15 protein-coding genes and 1 pseudogene are annotated in these 19,751 nt (G+C 57.1%); 8 read left to right on the forward strand and 8 right to left on the reverse strand.

Going from position 1 to position 19,751, the window contains the following annotated elements:
• Positions 1-65: 65 nt before the first annotated feature.
• Entirely contained in the window at positions 66-902 is an 837-nt protein-coding gene (locus tag ASD28_RS31500; RefSeq protein WP_082577179.1) for a TnsA endonuclease N-terminal domain-containing protein, read from the reverse strand.
• Positions 903-1,399: 497 nt separating this feature from the next.
• Between ASD28_RS31500 and imuA the strand changes: the two genes are divergently transcribed.
• From imuA to ASD28_RS28060, 4 genes are all read left to right on the forward strand, one after another.
• A complete protein-coding gene (gene imuA / locus ASD28_RS28045; protein ID WP_056136901.1) occupies positions 1,400-2,104 on the forward strand; it encodes a translesion DNA synthesis-associated protein ImuA in 705 nt (234 codons plus the stop codon).
• Entirely contained in the window at positions 2,034-3,515 is a 1,482-nt protein-coding gene (locus tag ASD28_RS28050; RefSeq protein WP_056136499.1) for a DNA polymerase Y family protein, read from the forward strand. Before imuA ends, ASD28_RS28050 begins: the two co-directional genes overlap by 71 nt.
• Positions 3,516-3,920: 405 nt before the next feature.
• On the forward strand, positions 3,921-5,648 hold the full coding sequence (locus ASD28_RS33230) for a tetratricopeptide repeat protein (RefSeq protein WP_056136500.1): 1,728 nt from the start codon (positions 3,921-3,923) through the stop codon (positions 5,646-5,648).
• 181 nt (positions 5,649-5,829) lie between these two features.
• Positions 5,830-6,486 carry a hypothetical protein gene (locus tag ASD28_RS28060; protein ID WP_056136503.1) on the forward strand — a complete coding sequence of 219 codons (657 nt, stop codon included), beginning with the start codon at positions 5,830-5,832 and terminating at the stop codon, positions 6,484-6,486.
• Between the two features lie 57 nt (positions 6,487-6,543).
• Here ASD28_RS28060 and ASD28_RS28065 read toward each other — a convergent pair whose 3' ends face one another.
• From ASD28_RS28065 to ASD28_RS28080, 4 genes are all read right to left on the reverse strand, one after another.
• Positions 6,544-6,798, reverse strand: a complete 255-nt coding sequence (locus ASD28_RS28065; RefSeq protein WP_056136504.1) for a PAAR domain-containing protein — start codon at positions 6,796-6,798, stop codon at positions 6,544-6,546.
• Between the two features lie 102 nt (positions 6,799-6,900).
• The gene (locus tag ASD28_RS28070; RefSeq protein WP_156403729.1) at positions 6,901-8,433 is read right to left on the reverse strand and encodes a tetratricopeptide repeat protein; all 1,533 of its coding nucleotides are present in this window, start codon (positions 8,431-8,433) and stop codon (positions 6,901-6,903) included.
• Positions 8,434-8,523: 90 nt separating this feature from the next.
• A complete protein-coding gene (locus ASD28_RS28075; RefSeq protein ID WP_056136508.1) occupies positions 8,524-10,563 on the reverse strand; it encodes a phosphatidylserine/phosphatidylglycerophosphate/cardiolipin synthase family protein in 2,040 nt (679 codons plus the stop codon).
• Between the two features lie 28 nt (positions 10,564-10,591).
• Positions 10,592-13,345 carry a type VI secretion system Vgr family protein gene (locus ASD28_RS28080; protein WP_082577180.1) on the reverse strand — a complete coding sequence of 918 codons (2,754 nt, stop codon included), beginning with the start codon at positions 13,343-13,345 and terminating at the stop codon, positions 10,592-10,594.
• Between the two features lie 155 nt (positions 13,346-13,500).
• Between ASD28_RS28080 and ASD28_RS28085 the strand changes: the two genes are divergently transcribed.
• Positions 13,501-14,679 carry a hypothetical protein gene (locus tag ASD28_RS28085; RefSeq protein ID WP_056136510.1) on the forward strand — a complete coding sequence of 393 codons (1,179 nt, stop codon included), beginning with the start codon at positions 13,501-13,503 and terminating at the stop codon, positions 14,677-14,679.
• A gap of 31 nt (positions 14,680-14,710) precedes the next feature.
• On the opposite strand, the gene ASD28_RS28090 is transcribed toward ASD28_RS28085, so the two are convergent.
• Positions 14,711-15,427 (reverse strand): YkgJ family cysteine cluster protein, encoded by a 717-nt coding sequence (locus tag ASD28_RS28090; protein WP_056136513.1) that lies wholly within the window; start codon positions 15,425-15,427, stop codon positions 14,711-14,713.
• A gap of 111 nt (positions 15,428-15,538) precedes the next feature.
• Here ASD28_RS28090 and ASD28_RS31505 point away from each other — a divergent pair, with 111 nt between their 5' ends.
• Both ASD28_RS31505 and ASD28_RS33025 read left to right on the forward strand, forming a co-directional pair.
• On the forward strand, positions 15,539-15,877 hold the full coding sequence (locus ASD28_RS31505; protein ID WP_156403730.1) for a helix-turn-helix transcriptional regulator: 339 nt from the start codon (positions 15,539-15,541) through the stop codon (positions 15,875-15,877).
• 189 nt (positions 15,878-16,066) lie between these two features.
• Positions 16,067-16,216 (forward strand): annotated as a pseudogene (locus ASD28_RS33025) (IS5/IS1182 family transposase); the annotation flags it as partial.
• 61 nt (positions 16,217-16,277) lie between these two features.
• Here the strand turns inward: ASD28_RS33025 and ASD28_RS28095 are convergent.
• Complete coding sequence (locus ASD28_RS28095) at positions 16,278-17,402, reverse strand: hypothetical protein (RefSeq protein ID WP_056136515.1); 1,125 nt, start codon at positions 17,400-17,402, stop codon at positions 16,278-16,280.
• Positions 17,402-18,046: a hypothetical protein gene (locus ASD28_RS28100; RefSeq protein WP_056136517.1), complete on the reverse strand. Its 645-nt coding sequence runs from the start codon at positions 18,044-18,046 to the stop codon at positions 17,402-17,404. The genes ASD28_RS28095 and ASD28_RS28100 overlap by 1 nt, the downstream gene beginning before the upstream one ends.
• Positions 18,047-18,382: 336 nt before the next feature.
• On the opposite strand from ASD28_RS28100, the gene ASD28_RS32195 reads away from it, so the two are divergent.
• Positions 18,383-19,666, forward strand: a complete 1,284-nt coding sequence (locus tag ASD28_RS32195; RefSeq protein WP_156403731.1) for a hypothetical protein — start codon at positions 18,383-18,385, stop codon at positions 19,664-19,666.
• Positions 19,667-19,751 lie beyond the last annotated feature (85 nt).

Here is a 19,751-nt window from a genome sequence, read left to right on the forward strand (position 1 = left end):
CGCCGTCGTTCCTCGTCGGCAGACAGGCGTACTACGGTATTTTTTAGAAAAACGTCCATCATAGATCAGCAATTGGCATGCAGTTTCGGATGAATTTTGATGTCTGAAATCGGAGTATTCCATATTTGTTCACGGTTTAGATTAGTCAATAGCATGCGCGTGGAGAGCATGTGTCGAGCGATCATGAGGTGAGAGCCTGGCTCGTATGTAAGGTGTTTGTCGAGCAGCGTGCATATTTCGCAGAGCGTTATATCAAAGGCGTGAGAGGTGGCGACACAAATTAGTATGTGCTTGGCAAGAGCATCAAAGTGTCCCGGGTAAGGCTCTATAAATTTTGAGATATCGTGGTACTGCCTAAGCCATTGCAAACTGCGCTTTAGGTGAACTGGGATATCGTGCTCCGTTAGTACCTTAAAAGAAATGTTTTTCTCCGTCCAATACGCCTCCTCAATTTCTAGTTTTTCTCCCACACGTGTTTTTTGAAGCTGACTAGCCGGCTTAATTGAAAACGCTTTGTGGGTTGGGCTTGCTCTATTTCTGTAGGTAATTACAAGATCTGTAGTCATTACAGAATAGGTATTACTTTTTGGGTCTTTGGGATGCCGGTAGCCGAGGCGCGATGCAATGATCATCGTTTCGTCGCGATTTAAGGCGAACTGCTCTCTAATATCAATGACTGAGTCGTCCATGTCGAACGTCAGATAATGTGCGTATTCGATATCGGACAGCAGATGATGGACTCGACCACTTCGTTTTCCGTATACTCGATGCGATCGGCCAAGACTAGGTACATCGCGAACATAGAGATATGGAACGTAATTTTCCCCAATTCCTTTTCCGCGTCCTTTCCTCAGCAGCTCTTGAATGTCCGATTCGTTGCGTGTGTATTGTTTCTTTGCCATTTTTCTCGCTTCTTAACCAAGTCGCTGCGCTGAGCCGTTTTGGACGTTTGGAACCATGCGATTGCTGGCCAGCACATTCTAAGTGCCCCAAAAATAGTACTGACCGAAGATTTGGCCAAAAGTTTCTGGCATTTCTCATCTGGCAACGACGTGCTAGATTGAGGTGACATGTGTGACGCTTGAGTGCGAGGAACACCTGTACAAGGAAATATCTCTGCTGAACAAGACGTCCTTGCGGTGCAGGCGACGACTGCTGATGCGTAGCCCCTGCGCGTGCCGCAGCAGCGTCTGGCCGCAATCGTGCCGTCAGTTGAGATCCCCTGACCCGCCTGTAGTCTGCATGCGCTGTCCCCGATGAGCATCACGTTGCTAGATGCATACGTATTGAGATACCTGTTCGTGCCTGCTTTGCTCGCGACATCAGGTCTGCGCGTCCATGCCTTGCTAAAACCTCATCAATCATATACTGTATGGGCATACAGTATTGTGAGGCTGATATGCTACCTAAGATCCATTCGACGCCGGAGTCGATTCATCCGTCGCTATGGCGTGCCTCGCAGCTCGGTCGTTCGAGTACGCGTTGTGTTGACACTGGTTATCCTGTCTTGTCTGCACAGTTGCCGGGAGGAGGGTGGCCGACCAGCAGCATAGTTGAGTTGCATTTGCGGCAGCCAGGTACAGGCGAGCTGAGGCTTCTGCAGCCTGCTCTGGCAGCAGCTGGCAAGCGCCGGGTAATGATGATTCAGCCCCCACACGTGCCGAATTCGATTGCGCTTGCTGCTATGGGACTAAATCCATCACAAGTCACCTGGGTGCAACCTGACCGCACAACTGACGCGCTCTGGGCCGCAGAACAGGTCCTCCGAAGCGGTGGATGTCACGCTCTTTTGTTTTGGCCGGGTCATATTCGAAATGAGAGCCTGCGACGTTTGAGTTTGGCGGCTGCAGATGGAGAGAGTCTTTTCTTTTTGTTCCGTCCACTTGCCGCATCGCAGGATGCTTCGCCGGCGCCGCTTCGTCTTGGGGTGCGGCCAGCGCTCGGAGGCGTCGAGATCGACTTCCTGAAACGCCGCGGTCCACAGCGCGAAACGGCACTGTTCTTGCCATTATCTCCCTCTTTTGTTCATCGTCATGCGCTTGTGGATCGGACTGTATCTACCCCAGCTCCCGCTCGAAGTCTTCGAACCGAGCTGGTCGAATGACAGCGTGACGGTTGTCGTCGAACGCGAGACAGTTCTTACGATGTCGCGCGGGGCGCGCATCGCTGGCGTCAAATCAGCTATGCGCCGCGGCGGTGTGTTGATGCTGGCACCTAATGCCCGGATCCACGAACGCACTGCTGCGCGGGAAGAGGGGGCGTTGCAGGCCATCGCGATTTCAATGCTCCAATACACGCCGCAGGTAACGCTCGCGGAAGAGTCAACGCTGTTGCTGGACATCGGCGCGAGCTTGCGGTTGTTTGGTGGTATACGGTCGTTACGTAGGCGAGTTTGCGCCGATCTCCGTAATCTAGGATTCACCGGGAGGTTGAGCTGCGCTCCAACTGCCCGGGCGGCGTGGATGCTCGCGCGAGCTGGGGGCGGCTGGGCTTTAAAGCAAGAGTCATCAGCGCGTGCGCTGAGCCGTCTCCCTGTAGTGGTCCTGCCGGCGGCGAGGGTTTTTGCCAGCTGGTTCGAGGGGATCGGCTGCGAGACGATCGACGACTTGCGGCGGTTGCCGCGCCCAGGTCTTCAGCGCCGGTGTGGCCGTGCGCTGCTGGATACTCTTGATTGTGCGTTTGGCAGCGCTCCAGAGATGTTCGAATGGGTTGAAGCGCCTGCGACGTTCGAAGCGAAGATGGAGCTGTTCGACCGCGTTGAGAATGCAGACCTTCTGCTAGCCAGTGCACAGCGCCTGGTGCTACAGCTGGTCGGCTGGCTTTGTGGAATGCAACTTGCAGCGGAGGGCATCAAGCTCAAGCTGGAACACGAGCGCGGCCGGGTCGCACGCGCACCAACTGAAGTGGAAATACTTCTTGCTGAGCCAACCTGGCATAGCGATCACATCGTGCGGTTGCTGAAGGAGCGGCTCGGAAAGCTGGTGCTGGAGGCACCAGTGATCGGGCTAGTCCTCCATACGACCAAGCTACAACCGATGGCACCTCCCACCGAGTCACTTTTCCCTGAACCGGGCGGCACGGAGGAAGACCAGATACGCATGATCGAGCTGCTGGTTGCTCGCTTGGGTGAGGATAGAGTTCGCCAGGTGAAACCGGTGGCGGATTACCGGCCGGAGGTCGCCAACACGTGGGTTTCCATCCAGGAGAAGGTGCGGCAAACGACGGTCGCCGGCCAGCTGCCGCCGAACCTGAGCAGCATCCTCCGCCCAACTTGGCTGCTGGTGAAGCCGATTCCACTTCTCATGCGAAACCATAGGCCGTTCTATGGCTCGCCGCTGCGGATGGTGTCCGGGCCGGAGCGTGTCGAGGCGGGGTGGTGGGGAGGTACGGTTGCCAGGGACTATTGGGTTGCGGAAGGCGAAGAACATACCTTGTACTGGGTCTATCAGGAGCGAGGTCGCAGCACCAGTGAGGACCCAGAATCACGCTGGTTCCTCCATGGGTTGTTTGGGTAGCGAGTGCAGTCGACCGCTGCGGTGACAGTTGTGCAATGGTGATTTTGCTCTGCTTGTAATCCTATCGAAAGCGGAGCGATTCAGTGAATCTCGGCTAGCAGGCCGCCGCTGTTGATGAAGGCAAATCGACGCCAGGCAGCGTGACACGCTCCCTGGCTGGCAACGCCATTCCAGCCCAGCCGCAGGTTTGCACCACAACCATTCCTCTTAGGAAAACAAGTTTTATAGAGCAGTCAGAAGCCGGGGCGAGACCGCGTCGCACGCTTCGGTTCGATCAAAACAGTGTGGATGCCCTTGAGTACAGTGGCGAACGGGTCCGGCCGCGCTCATTTACCAGACGGTACCGAGGCCATCGCTGTCTAACTTCCATCGCTTCAATGAGCGGTGCTTTTGATTATGCCTCCCATGACTACACGCACCTTAATCGCTTATTTAATTGCAACCATTGTTGGTCTTGCCCCTCACGCTAACGCTAGTGTCAGCGAGGCAGATGCCGCGTACAGGCGCGGCGACTTTGTTACTGCGCTTAGAGAGCTTGAACCATTAGCCAAGCAGGGCGATTCAGCAGCACAGACTAAGCTCGGGCTTATGTACGCCGAAGGACAGGGCGTGCCGCAAGACTACAAAGAAGCGCTCAAGTGGTATCGACTGGCTGCCGACCAAGGGAACTCTTCGGCACAATACGATCTCGGGTTTATGTACGCCAACGGACAGGGTGTGCCGCAAGACTACAAAGAGGCGGTCAAGTGGTACCGACTGGCTGCCGACAACGGGGACACTGATGCTCAAAACAACTTGGGGATTATGTATGCCAAAGGACAGGGCGTGCCGCAAGACTACAAGCAGGCGGTCAAGTGGTACCGGCTAGCTGCCGACCACGGGAACTCTTCGGCACAGCTCAACCTCGGGTATATGCACGCCAAAGGACGGGGTGTCCCGCAAGACTACAAGGAGGCAGAAAAGTGGTTTCGACTAGCCGCCGATCAGGGGGACTCTTCGGCACAACATAACCTCGGGCTTATGTACGCTGAAGGACAGGGCGTGCCGCAAGACTACAAGGAAGCGGTCAAGTGGTTTCGGCTGGCTGCCGATCTGGGGGAATCTCATGCTCAAGGCAAACTCGGGTATATGTACGCCAAAGGACAGGGCGTTCAGGAAGACCACAAGGAAGCGGTCAAGTGGTTTCGGCTGGCTGCCGATCAAGGGGACGCTTATGCTCAAGACAGCCTCGGAGCTATGTACGCCACAGGACAGGGTGTGCCACAAGATCACAAAGAAGCGGTGAAGTGGTACCGGCTGGCTGCAGACCAGGGTAGGACTTTGGCACAACTCCACCTCGGATTTATGTACGACAAAGGACAGGGCGTGCCACAAGACGACAAGGAAGCGGTCAAGTGGTACCGACTGGCTGCCGACCAGGGGGATTCGGCGGCCCAATTTAACCTCGGGAACATGTATGCCAAAGGACGAGGCGTGCCGCAAGATTACAAGGAAGCGGCCAAGTGGTACCGACTGGCTGCCGACCAAGTCGACGCCGATGCTCAAAACAACCTCGGGGTTATGTACGAGCAGGGACAGGGCGTGCCACAAGACCACAGGGAAGCGGCCAAGTGGTATCGGCTGGCTGCTGACCAGGGGAACTTTGTGGCGCAAAAAAACCTCGGAGCTATGTATGATCGAGGGCTGGGCGTACCCCAGAGTCAGGTCATTGCATATGCTCTTTTGAATCTCGCTGCCGCGAACGATCCCTCGAACAAGACTGACTCTGCAAATATCCGAACCGATTTAGCAAACCAGTTGACGCACAGTGAGCTTGAGCGAGGCCAGGATTTGACCAGAAAAATGCGCTCATTAGCCAGTGTCTCGAAAGTCCTGATTTGGTACATGAGCCAACACGCAAGCAACGAATCAAAAAAGGTTCTGCGGAACACTAGCATGCCCAGCACTGGATTTCACGGCGATCCCTACCCTGCACGTCCAGACAAAGTTCCGGGAGTGACGAGCTGCCGCACCAATTGCACGAATGCCTCTTGCTATCGCACATACGACGACGGCCGGAAAGTGCACTTTTTCGCAAAGCAAAAATGGAACCCGTTTACTAACCAGTTTGAATTTGATTCTGGTACGTGCTGACTTCCAAAGGCTCGTAGCCCGCTCGAGGCTCGCTGATTTCGCTTGCCAACATCGATTTACTGAAGCTGTACCGGAACGATGTTAAGCGCACAACATACACGGCGAATACGCAGATCAAGGTGCATGGCTTTCAAGCAGACTAATCTTGCCGGGCCTTTTAACGGAACATTAAGGAGCAACCGTGCATCTCACCAGGATCATACTTGGCATCATCATTACTGCAAGCATCGGTAGCTGTGGCAAACGTGAAGCGTTCCCTCCCGCCGCAAGCAAACCCGCCGTGCCGGTACAGGCACAGGCAAGCGCAGCGCCGGCCGCGTTCGAGGCATCGACGCAATCTCCCGTTACGGCCAATGCGCAGCCTTACAACGCCTCGCCTTTGGGCCTGGAGATCGGCGTTGCCAACATAGCTGGCGTCAAGGCTGCGCTGGGCACGCAAACGCGACTCGAAGCACGTGGAGAGAGCAGGTACAGCGGCGGGCCGATGCTGTGGTCAAACGGCGATGGACTGGGCGTCGAGGGCTTGACAGACGCGCTGTTCCTCTTCGACAAAGATGGCGTGCTCGCCGGCGTAGTGATGACGGTACCGAAGAATCCGGTCGGCATGCTCAGCAAGCTATCAAGTAAGTACGTTACTGTTAGCAATAAGGTCGACAGCTTCATGGGCTACGGTTATGCGCGTCTGCAAAAAGGCGATTCGGTCGTGGAGATCGATTCCCCGCACTTGTCCTTCACGATGGAAGTCCGCTACCTGAGTAAAAAGCTGTTTGCAGACTTCGCCCGTATGATCGCCGAAGAGGAAGCCAAGAAGCAACAGGAACAAACCGACAAGCTCTGAGCCGCATCCGCCGCCCCAAGGTGCAATTAATTGCCACTGCGCGGTCGGTCGAGACCGTCATATCGAGGAAATCAACTTTGCACCGCAAGCCGTAAGGTCGTTGTCATACGCATACGGCCGGCCCATGTGTTTGGCGCCGGCACCGTCGGGCTTGATAGGAAACTTCCCTTTGCACTTGGGGCAGAAGGTGAGATCGTCGGCAAGCGCCGCTTCGGTACCCATTACGACAGTGCCGGATGAAACAGAAATAACTTGGCCACCGTGGTCCGTCTTGTCATTCAATCGAATTACGCCGCGCCCCTCATGCTTCATGTTCAATCACCTCCCGATGCTAATTGATGTCCGGCCCGTCACGTGCGCTGCCCAAGGCAACAGAGTGGCGCGAGCGCGGCCTTTCGACATGGCCAGCGTGTGTCATTTCTCAGTCGGCTTATTCGCCTCCAGCAGGTGCCATTTCAGCTCGACACTGTCCAGCGGTAGCATCCAGTCGCGCTTGGGGTCCGGGAAGGATTGTCCTGCGGTTAGCCAGCGCTGCCGCCACGCTTGATTGACTTCCTGTTCCAGCGGATGGCCTGGCGCAAGCCATGGCTGCCAAGTTCCCGTGATCGGACACACTTTGTTCCCGGTGCATTCCACGGGCGGAGCTAACCGCGGAACTTGCCGGGACAACCTCAGTGCCGTGCGCGGCGCGACCATGCCGCCATTGTTGTGGACGGTAAGCACGCGCTGCCAGACAATCCCGGCAATGGCCCCCTTTCCCGTGCGGCTCGGGTAGCGCGGCTGTTCGAATGCCTCGCCCCTGCTGTAGAGGCCAGGTGGAATTGTGGCCAGGAAGGCGCTTACCTCGGCGGATTCCTTTGGCGCTGTCGGTTGCCAGTAGCTGGCGAAAGGCGCCTGGAGCGCATCCGTCGTTTCCGCTACAGGCCGGAAGGCATAGGCGCTGTCGAGGAAGTAGCGTCCCTTCCTGAGCGAGGCTTCGGTCGGTGCCGGTGCCTCCGTCGCGGGCACGACGGCCATGGCTGCCGCGAGCAAGCTTTCCCGGGTGCCGTCCCAAGGCGGTAGTGGTGCCGGCGGCAGGGGCAGAATCTTGTCGAGGTTCGGGAAGCGACGGTCGGGGTTGAAGCCGAGTGCGTCACCAAGCATGTTGTAACGCTGGGCGCGTGCCTTGTCGATGAACGGCACGAACATGTCTTCTAGACTGCTCGGATCGCCGAACTCGATGGCCAATCTGTTTGCGCAGTACTCGCAGCCACCCCGCACGCCTTCGTGCAGGGCCCGCATTACGCGGTCGCGGGTTGCTCGGGTTTCCCTGCCGATTTCGGTTCCGTCGGGCGCCCTGGGTACTTCGTACATGGGCTTCATTTCGACGGCGGCCGGGCCGTAACCCTGGGCCAGCGCGCATTCAAGCATCTTGATCGCAATCGGGATATTGCCCCAGTAGCCCGGCTTTAGGTTGTCCGCACCCGCGTCCATCTTCTCGCCGAGGAAGGCCATCGCCTGCGGGTTGCCCATGGCGGCGGCCTTTTGGAAAAAGGCGTAGGCCCGGTCGGGATTGCCATTTACGCCCGTGGCGTTGAGGTAATAGGTGCCCATCCTGTCGTAGGCGGCCGGCACGCCCAGTTCCATGGCTTCGGACACCAAGGCCACCGCTTCGGTTTCGCCATGCGGCGGATCGTGCTTTTCCACGTACAGGCTGGCCAGGTTCAGCATTGCCTTCCAGTGATGCCGTTCGGCGGCCTGGCGGGTCAGCTGGACGACCTTCTTGTAATCCACATCGTCGACGTAGACAAAACCATCTTCCATCGCGCGCGCCTCGAGGAACCAGTCCTCGGCCTGGGCGTCGATCGGCGGTACCTTGCTCGCCTCCGTCTGGCATTCGAACGAGGCGATGTGCGGGTCGAACGGCGGCAGGGGTTGCATGTGGGGGGGAACCTTGGTCTTGTCCATGTTGCAGGCCACCAGGAAAGTGAGAGTCATCAGTAAGGTTGCCAAGTTGCGGCAACGCCGTGGAGGGAAATCGGCAAGGGTACGCATGGTTCAACCGTAGCGTGTGGTCGAGCTTCGGCCATCGTCCAGCGGAACGATGAAGCCATCCATCTGCTTCTTCTTCGGGTCGGTTGACCGCGCCTTTTGTTTATCCTTGTTTTCGTTCATCAGGGTTACCCAATGATTAAAGGTTTGTGCGATTTCCTGTGGCGTAGCATTTCCGCCGTCATATTTTGTGTACGGAGGCTGCTGTGACTGCGTGAGCTGCGACCAGATCCGTCTTCGCAGGGCAGTCGCATGACGCAGGTCGTTCGTGGCCAAGTTGATCTCGCTGTCCACAGCCATGCTGCGCTGATTCAGGTTCGCGCTGCCAAGCGTGAAAAAACCGTCGTCGACCAGCAGCAACTTGGAATGGATATAGATTTCGCGGTAGCGCCACTGGCGGCACGCCTGGTTGAATTCGCATGCGTTGAGCACGGCGACGCATACGCGTAAGCCAAATGTTTTTTCGAGGATTAGTTTGGAAGGCTTGTCGATCTTGTTTGCCGCCACAACGACATCGGAAAGCGCTTGCGTCGCGCTCGTACTTGCCCGCCTGTCTGCCGCATCCTCGAAAAGCGCCTGCTTTGGCTGCGCATTGGCCTGTTCGATCATCTTGACCTGGCCGGTCATACCGCCCTGCTGGCCCAGCGTCGCCAAGGTGTCGTAGGTGCGGGGTATCATCTCCGCCATTTCAGGTGCCGGAATAACGACAAAGACGTGCATGATCGGCAAGTCCTCGGTGCCCTTGCCGATCTTCGCGCAGCTGCGCTTCCACCCTGCGATCACGTTTTTTCGGATCGCCAGCAAGTGCTCGGCCCAGTCCTGGTATTGGAAATACTGGTTTTCCATGTACAGGTAGCCCGTGCCCCCGGCGGCCACGCGGGTCGCGTTGAAGTAGATGTCCTTGATCGTGAAGTCCTTTTCCTCGGGCTGGGTCCTGACGATCTGCACCGTCGAATCGCCGCTTGCGGCTTTGCGCAGCAGGGCGGACGGCGGCTTGTCGCACATATATTGGCTGGCCTTCATATCGCCACCCGCGCGCGCCCAGGCCCGCTCGAAATTCTCATGGATCGGTATCAGTGCCCGGCCGCCTTCGATGCGGCAAGCGTAGTCACGGTAGGGCTTCAAGGTCTCGAAGTCGAAATTGCCGTCGACGCCCTGCGCATGCTCCTTCTTCGTCTTGGCGGCGCCTTGTTCTCGCAACGGATTCTCGACGCCATGTTCGGGGGTGTCCCAGTAGTCGGTAAGGGAGTTCAGGCCCATGACGTAAGCGACCGCTTTCTTGCCGTCGTCATAGGCGAAGTCGATCAGAATCGGCTTTTGATGATGAGTCCCGGCACCTACCTCCAACCCGTACTCGGCGCCATCAGGCTTTCTCGTCTCTTGGCCAAGCGATTTTGCGATGCTGCCGACATCGCCGTCACGCGTGCGAATGGTGATGCCCTGCAGCCGGCCGGCAAATGCCGCTTTGTACCAGCTGCAGCAATACTCCTCCCTGGCCATGGCCGCGAGCTTGTCGCCTGAAAGGTTCCATTCCTTCTTGTGGCGGTTATTCCGCGCATGCTCTTGTATCTGTTGCAGGCTGCGCTTGGAATCGATTTGCTGGACTTCCACGTCGCTATCATGGATGCGCCAGGGACTCGTTCCATGCGTGTGCCCCGGCATATGCTTCTGTTTTTTGCCGCCGAGATAGCTGTACCAGACCAACAGCCGGACCTGCACGCCCCGCCTTCCAGCAGCAATCAGGAGGTCGCCATAAGTCTCGGCCCGCGGCCAGTTGTATCCATTGCGTACCAGTTCCATTCCGGGATCGAATCCCCAGCACACCAGGTCGATACTGCCTTTCGCTTCCTGGATGTCCTTGGCGATGGCGGCGAAGCCCTCCTTGCCACAGAAATGAAGGCTGAGCTTGTTATTGTGCGTAATGGGATGGGTGGCGTTCCCCTTCGTGTTCTTGTTCTCCGCAAACCACTGGACGGTGCTTGTCGCATTGCAACTGACTTCGTCGATGTGAACCGTTTCCGTTCGCAGATAGTTTTCAGAGCCCATGAGATCCCCTGTTCAGTTCGCTGCCAATTCAGGAATGTGTGCGTCCGTCTGTCGACCCATCGAGCGAACGCGCTCCCTGGTTCGACAGCATCTGCTCACTGTGCAAGGCTTTGTCTTTGGGATCGAACTTCTCCCAAGCTTTAAGATCGAATTTTTCGCCGTTCGCCAGCTCGACCGTGTAGCCCGGCGTCCCGCCCTTATGCTCGATGGCGATACGTCCCAGACCGTCGGTGATGCCTTCGTCGACCTGACTGCCGTTCTTGTAGAGGGTGTAAGGAACGTTCGCAAACGGGCGTCCGCTTTCGGGATGGGTCTGCAGCATGAAGAGTAGCTGCTTCGGATCTGCCGGCGTCTTCGGTTCCGCAATGGTGACCTTGTGCTCAGTCGACGGTTGCGGCCGATTCTGGGGCGCGAGGGTCTCGAGGTTGCCGTGGAATAGCGCCGGCTTGGGCGCGAAGACCTGCATGCGGTCGGTGATTTCGACCATACACTCGGGGCCATGCAGCCGCACCCCTTTTTTCCCTTTCAGGTCGATCCAATCTGTTTGGCTGATCAGGGACAGGACCTTGTTGGCAATGACCTGGATGTCGTCGTCATGCGCCTGCACGGTGATCTTGCCGGCCGCAGCAACCAGCTTCATGCCCGCCTTGTGGACGAACAGGCGGAACGTTTGCTTGATGCTTGCGAATAGGCTGTCGCCTGTTGCGATCGAGACGCTGCGTCCAGCCGTCAGCGCCGTGTGCTCGGCGCTGGCGATATGGGTCGATTGTGCCGAGGTCGTCTCGATTCCGGCCGGGCTGGCCAGGACGAGGTGGGGTTCGGAAAGCTCGGGGAATTTTCCACCGGTGCCGCGTACCGCGTCGTTTTGCGCCTTCAGTGCATCGGCGACATCGTGCTGCTGTCCGCTTTCCTGCGCCAAACCTTGCAGTGCGGCCGTCGCCTTGTCATCGTGCAGCTTGTGCGCCGCATCCAGCCGGCTTGCCGTTTCGCCCATGTCCTTGATCGGCCCGCGCCCGGCTTGCCGCGCTTCGGTCGTGATCAACAGTCCCTTGGCTGCGCGAGCCACGCCATGCCCGTCGGTGCGCAGTTCCCAACCTTCCCCGCGCGCGTCCTTGCGGCCCGCGTTGTCCTCGATGCGCGTGATGTGGCCGAGCGACAGTTGACTGCACTGATGATCGCTTTTCAGTTGTGCCTGGATTTTATCTTGCGTGTCGTCGAGCACGAGGTGATTGCCGCGCGCCCCGCCGCCCAGTTCCCGGCTGCGCAGGCCGGCGAGCGACTGCTGCTCCGGCAAGGACCACGGCGGCATATGGGTTTGGTTGTAGAGCGCGCCGAGTATGAGGGGATGGTCGATATTACCGTTGGCGTACACAACGGCCACTTCTTCGCCAACGCGGGGCAGCCGAATCTGTCCGAACTGGTTGCCGGCCGCCGGCGTCATCACCCGAATCCACGGCGAGCTGCGTTCGTTGTAATCGCCCAGCCGGTCCCAGTGAAACTGCAACTTGACGCGCCCGTAGCCGTCCGTGTGGATGTCGGCACCGTCCGGGCCGACGACGATGGCCGTGTGCAGTCCCGTGTAGGTAGACGGCTCGCTGTTGTAGTTGCGGCCGGGACGCCAGCGGATGTCCTGGCGGATGCACGTGAAGCGATTTGCGTAGCGCGAGGGTGCGCCCGCACCGGCCTGGTAATTATTCGATACCTCATGATCGGCAGACAGGATCAGGTAATAACGATCTCCAATGCCTCGGCGCGGCTCGGGGTCGTACTCGCGCAAGCGCGGCTCGGTGCTGAAGTGGCCGCCGAGCTTGAACCTGCGACCGGGCAGCACGAAGCGTTCGTTGCCCTTCGCTTCGAAATACTGTCTGTCCTTGTCCGCTTCCTCCATGCGCCGCGCCGCCAGCTGTTCGCCGTCGGTGTTCAAGCGAAAGCCATAGGAGCCAGTGTCCTCGTAGACCTCGTAAGAGAAAATGTCCCCTTGCTGGTTGAGGGAAGCGACTTCAGCGCGTTGCGCGCGAGGGTTTTTGTAGTCGAAAGTCGCCAGCGTGGTCTGTCCTGAGCCCAGGCGCCGGATTGCCGTCCACTCGTGAATGCCATCGTCTTCGCGCGAGCCGCTCTTGTCATGGAACGAGATCACGTACGCTTCCTCGTCGATGGGCGCGGCCAGGAAGCTGTTGTCCGAAATCATGAGCTGGTGGCCGTCGAACCTGTGCTCGTACCAGTAGTACAGGCCGAGCGCTTCCCAGCGCCGGTGCAGGTGGTTGTAGTCGGTCTCGTTGTACTGGTTGGCGACGGTCAGCTTCGACTCGTCGATCGGGTACAGTTGCCAGTCGGCCTGACGGTAGTGCCGCAGGGTTTCCTCGGTGATCTCCCGCACGTTTTTATTATGGAACGAAACGCAGTTCTTGCGCAGGCGTGTGAATGCGAGCCAGGGTTCGAGCACCATCCGGTAAAAGGCGAAGCCGCCATCGCTGCGCAGGAGGCGGAATTCGGTGATGTAGCCGTTGAAGTAGCGTAGTGACCCGTCTTCCCGGACCAGGGAGATCGTCACCATCCGGCCCATCAGCATTTTCAGCGGGATGCGCGCGTCATCCGACAGCACTTCGACATCGAAGCGGAAGCTTCGTGAAACTTCCTCGTGAGCGACGAACTTGTTCGGCAGCAGGATCGCGGGCGGCCCATCCTTCAATGGAAAATCGAGCCGCATGAGCCGGTTGTGCTGGGATACACCGCTGAACGCCGACCGCGCGGCACTCGCCGCGATTTCCTGGCTTTCGCCCATTGATTGCCTCCCGTTGCCCGTGGCCTTGATCGAAGTGAAAAATGTTCAACGAACACGTTACCCGGAGGCTGCCAGAAGTAACTTAATCGGTATCAACACGTTTCCCTGCGTCATATCTAAAGTCTTCCTGACAGTTTTCCTGGAGGAGACGGGCAATGCCGAAAAACCTGAAGCAATATGGACAGGCGCGTGCCACGAACATAATGGGTCAGCAACCCGCAGGGATGGACGGGTTCGTCAACATCGGACCGGCGCTGGTTCGCAGCCCTGTGACGCGGCTTTTTGGCCGGCCTTATCCCATACAGTTCCGGGCACAGGGGGCGCTGGACGCTTGGGCGCATGCGCTCGGGAACACTGGACTTTGGCCCCTTTGGCAGGCTCCTGGCACGCTGTGCTGGCAAATTAGACAGGAAATACTCCGGCAGCTGGAATGCACGCGCTCCTCATCTTCGCTAGTCGCGCGGATAAGCGACGAGGATTGCCTACGGCTCGCGTTCCAGGTCAGCACGAACCTCAAGTACCATTTGAGCGAGGGGACAGTGGTCGAGGCCACAGCGGCTCTGGAAACGCTGCTGGCGAATTCGGACGTGGATCTCAGTCTTCCGATGAGCATGGTTGCACCGCCCTACCGCGCTCAGTACTTGCGGTTCGGTGAAGTGGCCAAACGGTATTTGAAAGTGCCGGACCCGCAATCTCCCGATCACTGCTTCGACGGAGTTTTCTGTTTTCTGACGCAGCATCCCTCGTCAGGCGACCGAGAGGAGAAGTGCTGGACGCTGGAACTCGTCTTCATCAGCAAGCGGCAGGACAGCTATGGTGGACATGTCTCGCTGCTCGGCGAAACTGATCGCGGGGACCTCACGGTCGGCGAATGGCTGGCTGAGATCCTCGGCAACGTCAAGGCGGCGGACGAGAGTGAAATCCATCGGTCAATGCACGCCGCAGTCAGCTACGTGGTACGTGTGTTTCTCTACATGGCCTTGAAGCAGGCACGCGTGACGCCTCACTGCGAATACGACGAAGCGCTACGCCGCGCAGCCGGCCTGCGAGAGCGCAAGCGCGCCAAGCTGTTGCAAAGAGCGGCCTCACTCTACAATGGCATCCTCGTCGGCCCAGAGACATTGCCGCCGGGCGCTTCGGAAGGAGCGGCGGGAGGTGGTGTGGCGCCGCATTGGCGCCGTGGGCATTTTCGTATGCAGCCCTTTGGCATCGGCAATCAGCAGCGCAAACTCATCTTCGTCGCGCCGGTCCTGGTTCATGCGGAGCAGTTGCAGGGCGATGTGCCAGCACCGAAATCGTACCGGGCCGGCGCTGCTGTCGTTAGTACGGCTTGAAATACCTTCGACCCTGGAAAATGCACGTGCATCAGTCTGGAAAGAACTCAGCGATATTGCCATGGGGTTCCATCAAGTTGTGCATGACATTCAGTTCGCGGTATGGTAATTCCAAATTATCGGGATCATACATCGGTGGCCGGACTTGCAGGGATGTCGGAATCTCCATGCTGCACTGTGTCGCGTCCTCGCGCAGCGAATGGTGTGTCCGGCACACCAGCGGACGGTCTTCATAAACCGAGCACCGATTCTCGACCAGGAACGGACACGGCCTGCCGTTGAACTTGAGGCCTTCGGCGAACACGACATCGCTTGGCCGGAAAGGCAGGCGCGTCATTTTTCGCCCAGAGACTTCGGCCAACCGAATCGCCTCATGCTCGTAGATAATCGTGTTCATGTGGCAGCACGAGCTGCAGCCAGCCCTGCATGCGACATGGGGTGCCAATGCTTCAGTCATGCGGTTGGCGATGGCGATCACTTTGCTGCGTTTAGACCGGATGCTGGCATTCTCATTCGCGATAACACCAATCTCACGCTCGACCACATCAGAAGCCATCCACGGATGCTCCTCAAGCAAGGTGCGTAGCTTCTGCTGCACTGGCTCGGATTTCATCTGCTGGTTCGCCTCCACGGCCGCTTCCAGCGTTTCGACCAGTTCCTTGGCGCGCTGCGCGGACGGCTCGCTGCCGTCTTCCAGGAGCGCTGACAGCTCCTTCTCGATTGCATCCAACGTTACTGCATCCAACATGCAAAAGCCCCTTCCTACAAACATACGAACACAGCCCCGACGCCAAAGATGTCAAGTCGATTCTACGTTTTTCGTAGAGAAAGGTCCAGCGAAACCTACGATTATCGTAGGATGCCTCCACGCAATAAATCTTCGAACCTCATCTTCGGCCTGCGACTGCGTCAGGCCCGACAGCGTCGCAAGCTGGCCCAAGATGAGCTCGGCGTCATGGCCGGCCTGGAGGAATCGTCTAGCAGCGCACGGATCAGCCGATATGAGAGTGGCATCCATGAACCGCCGTTCCAATTTGTAGAGGCTCTTGCAAGAGTTTTAGATGTATCGCCAGCCTACTTTTACTGTCCAGATGACCGGTTGGCCGACATCATCCTTATTTACTCCGGAATGTCAGAACTGAAGCAGCAAGCCCTTCATGAGACGGCGAGAGGGGTGTCTAAAGAAAGCTCAGCCTGAGTCCGCTGCGATCGCGCTCGTCAGGATGGTGAAGGCACCATGGGCGGGCTGGGCTGGTCACCCAGTTTCGGAGAGCGGGGGAGGGCGGGTCTGTTGGAAGATGAGCTGCGACAAGGGGCCAGAGCTCGTCGGAAATGAGTGCTTCGGCCACGGCATCAGTCCGGCTAAGAACAGGCCGTTCATGTCAATGCCATGTTAGGGCACCTCCGGAAGCATGACCAGATCATGTCGGACCGAGCCAGTATCGACGCTGCTAGCGTGTCAGCACCGACTGGTGGCGAGCATACTGGCCGAAACCCAACTGATCGCGGCAAACTCGGCTGCAAACATCATCTACTATCACGTCTTGAACCCGAGTTTTACCTATGCGGAGCTATTATTTCCGGCAATCTAGCTCAACTTAGATTGACAGAGTGCCGACAACGGCACGCTTGTTGGCAAACGGTAGCGCGGCAGCATTCAAGCTTGGCACGTTTTCCTCGTAGACCTTGTTTAGCAGCTCGTCGAGCTCAATCGAAAGGCGCAGGAGTCCGCTCAACTTCTCAGCACTGTTAAAAATTTTACGACTACCGTCTGGTACCACAAGCGATTTCGCCAAGTCGTCATTTCTTGCAAGAAGATCTAGAAAGCGCTGTGTTTCCGCCAGCACTGCAAGGTCGTTATGTTGCCCCCACCATAGAGCTGCCATGTCAGAGTGGTACATGGTCGCAGCGATATCGTAGCTGGGAAGCGTGATGTCGCGATCGGAGTCCGCTTTGACGCTTTTGCATAGGCGGATCGCCTTACGAAGACCCCCGCGAATGGAGTCGCAGCGCGCCGCAACTCGGGCTATGTGCAAAAATGGCAGGTTGTCGATCGTCTCGCCTGTATTTTTGTTATAGATGTAGACACCGCGGTCGACCTCTTGCCCGGTAGCTTGGTAGTCGACGGTGTCGAACCAATGGGCTGGCACGACGTCAACCGAACGAGGAAGCGAACCACCTGAAATTTTAACGGCTTTCGCACCTTCGACATCGACCGTGGCGGCCGGAAATGCATCAGGAAGGTCAGCTTCGACCTGCTGGCGCAGCCGGCTCAAAACAAGCGCCGAAGTACTTGTGGCTGGTTTATATGTACCGTTGCGAGCCCTGACACCCGTCGTCTGGTAGACCAGATGGCTTAGATCGATCACAAGCAGGTCTACATCGCTAACCCGTCGGATGTGCACATCCAGCGGAACCGAACCCTGCAATCTAAATTCCGCGGTAATGCCTGCCTTAGCCAACCGGGAGCTCAGTTGGTTGGCGACACGGTCTGCAGTCTCGCGACTGATGCGCGTGTAAGTGCTGTTCACCGGCTGCATTGCACCGATGGCGTAACGAGTGTGGGGCTGGTCGTTCTTACCCCGTTTTTCCCATGGCTCTACCGACGGATAAAGACTCTTCGCAAGTACTTCATTACGGACTGACTCATCGATCGCCATTCGATCGGTGCCGTCGCGACGCGCCCGCAGTTGGCTCAGGCGCTTGTTAATATCAGTGGCCATCACGTCCTCTTTGTCCAGCTCATTTTGCCAAAAGTCAATCGGCTACCGCCGTTGAAGTACTCTGCGCTTGCCGACTTCAGATCCTTTGTGATCGTGACAACCGCGCACCCCATATGCGATGCCATGCCTGCCGCTGCCGCGACGATATTAGGATCATTGCGATATTGATACAGGAGCACGAAGCCATCGACACTATCGTAGCCAAGTGCCGCTGCCATGCTGCTGGAGCCAGAGTGAGCAGTCTTCAAGCGAATGCGCAGCTTGTCCCAAGTCTGAACAACGGTTACTTCACCGTTCCACTGGGGTGGCACTGGCGCGTTGGGTCCAAGAGATTCACCCACGCAGTCCCACGTGCCGGACAGATCCGGTACCTTCAGAATGTGGGTAACCCCTGGCCATCGCCACATATACGAATTCAACAGCCAATACAAGGCACCAAACACAGCTCCAGCGCCAACTAGCGATAGCACGGCAGGCGGCACGTTAACCGGAAGATGGAACTTCTTCGCTAGGTCAACAGCTGTCAACAGTAGGAACACAAGCCCGGCTGAGATCGTGCTTGAGGCTAAGCTCAGATAGCGGCCAATCTTTGCCCGGTTAACTCCGCCCATCATGGTGTACTCATGATCTTGCTGTGTTACCATTTTTTTTCCTCATTATTTCGCGGATGTAATATTGACGCTAGTCAAACTATATGAGGGCGATTGTAAAGGCTACAAGTGGTTAATAAAGCAAAAATTTAGCAACGCCTCTGGCTTCACTATTTTTGTCAGATTGCTATCAGAAAGCCTTCTCGGCACAAAGGTCCTGACGGAGATATCTAGATGAAGGCATTGGCGCCGGGGCTCGGCATGCTAGTTCCGCCACAGCACAATCCTTGGTGTGTTCATGTTTGGTCGCGGTGCAAAGTAACTTGGCTCAACGCAGAGCGACGCTTATCATCGACGGTGTTATGCCAAGTACCTCAGCAACTGGGCTAAATGCTGAGAATGGACCAACCAACTTTCTGCCATGCCGTCATGACCCCGGAAGATTTCAGCAAATACCGAGTTTTCGTTGAGTCTCTCTTCAGTTCAACCTGGCTCGCGCAATCTGCGCCACATCGGCTAAGGACTGTCTGGAGAAGAACCGACAAGCTCGCCAAGGTCGAGATTGCATCGCTCGGCTTCTTCATTAAACAGTTGGAACCGGAGCATAAGAGATGGCTGGCTGATACTGTCCAGGATGTCAAGGACCAAGATCAAAGCCCCCATGGCCCACTGTTCGAGATTGTTACTCTTGGGAGTCTAGCCGCTCGTGGCATGAACGTTCGACCCATGAAAAAACACTTTCCTGGCTACGACGCCGTGGTGTCGGATCGAGACGGCTACAACCTTAGGGTATCCATCAAAAACCATGATATTTCAACGCATGAGAAGCAATTTCGCTTTGAAAGTGCGAGATTAGCCAATATCGTTCGGCGGCGTGTTCTTGCTTCAGCCGCTGGCTGGCAAGCCGTCATCCGATCCCGCACGCATCTAGATACCTCTGCATTCGAGGAGATTGCCCGCGTGCTGCGGGCCACACCTATTCGATCTGGTGAACTCGCTCCAGGGTTGTTCCCAAAAAGGGGCGCCTCTATTCAGATGCGAAAGCTATCCGACTCAAAGTTTCTGCCAGGCTCCTACACGTGCAATGTAATGTGCCCTCAAACTGCCTACGAACAAGCTAGGTTCAGGAAGAATATCAATATCGCGATAAAGAAATTTGACGAGCACTCACCTCGAAGCCCGGAATATAGCAACGTAATCTTCATGCGGCTGCACGGCTCAGCAGACGTCGAAGAAGTACGTCGCTACGCGAACGAGGCGATCGCCAAGGAAGGTTGTTCGGTTGACGCAATTCTGTTGTATCAGGCTGTCGTTGGGTACGACAACATTACTCAGGGTATAACTTATTACGCAACACATGTGGTCTCAGCACGCTACAAAGGTCCAAGTCTTAAATTTCCACTCCAGTTTTTGTCTGGTGCCGTCGTCTCAAAACCACTTGGCAGGGAGCTTGTCATTGCGTCAAGTGAGGAGGTAACCCATGTGGACGATATCGCAAGTGAGTACAGCTACCAACGCGGCGAATTGCGCTATAGGGTGCAGGAAGGTAGAACAGCGTTTGAGTTCCCCGATCCAATCCCGGGCATAAAGCAGAAATTGTCCTTTAGGCATCACGATGGCATTGTCCAGTTCAGCCAACCGTGTATAGAAGACGAGGATCTCGTCCTTCTCTAGTGAGTGTCCGCTGAGCTCAGGCCATGTCTTACTCCGGGCAGGGGCTTGGCGCTTGAGGTTGGGCGCTTGGGCATCCCGATGTTGC

Source organism: Massilia sp. Root133 (assembly GCF_001426525.1).
Classification (GTDB): Bacteria; Pseudomonadota; Gammaproteobacteria; order Burkholderiales; family Burkholderiaceae_D; genus Telluria; species Telluria orientalis.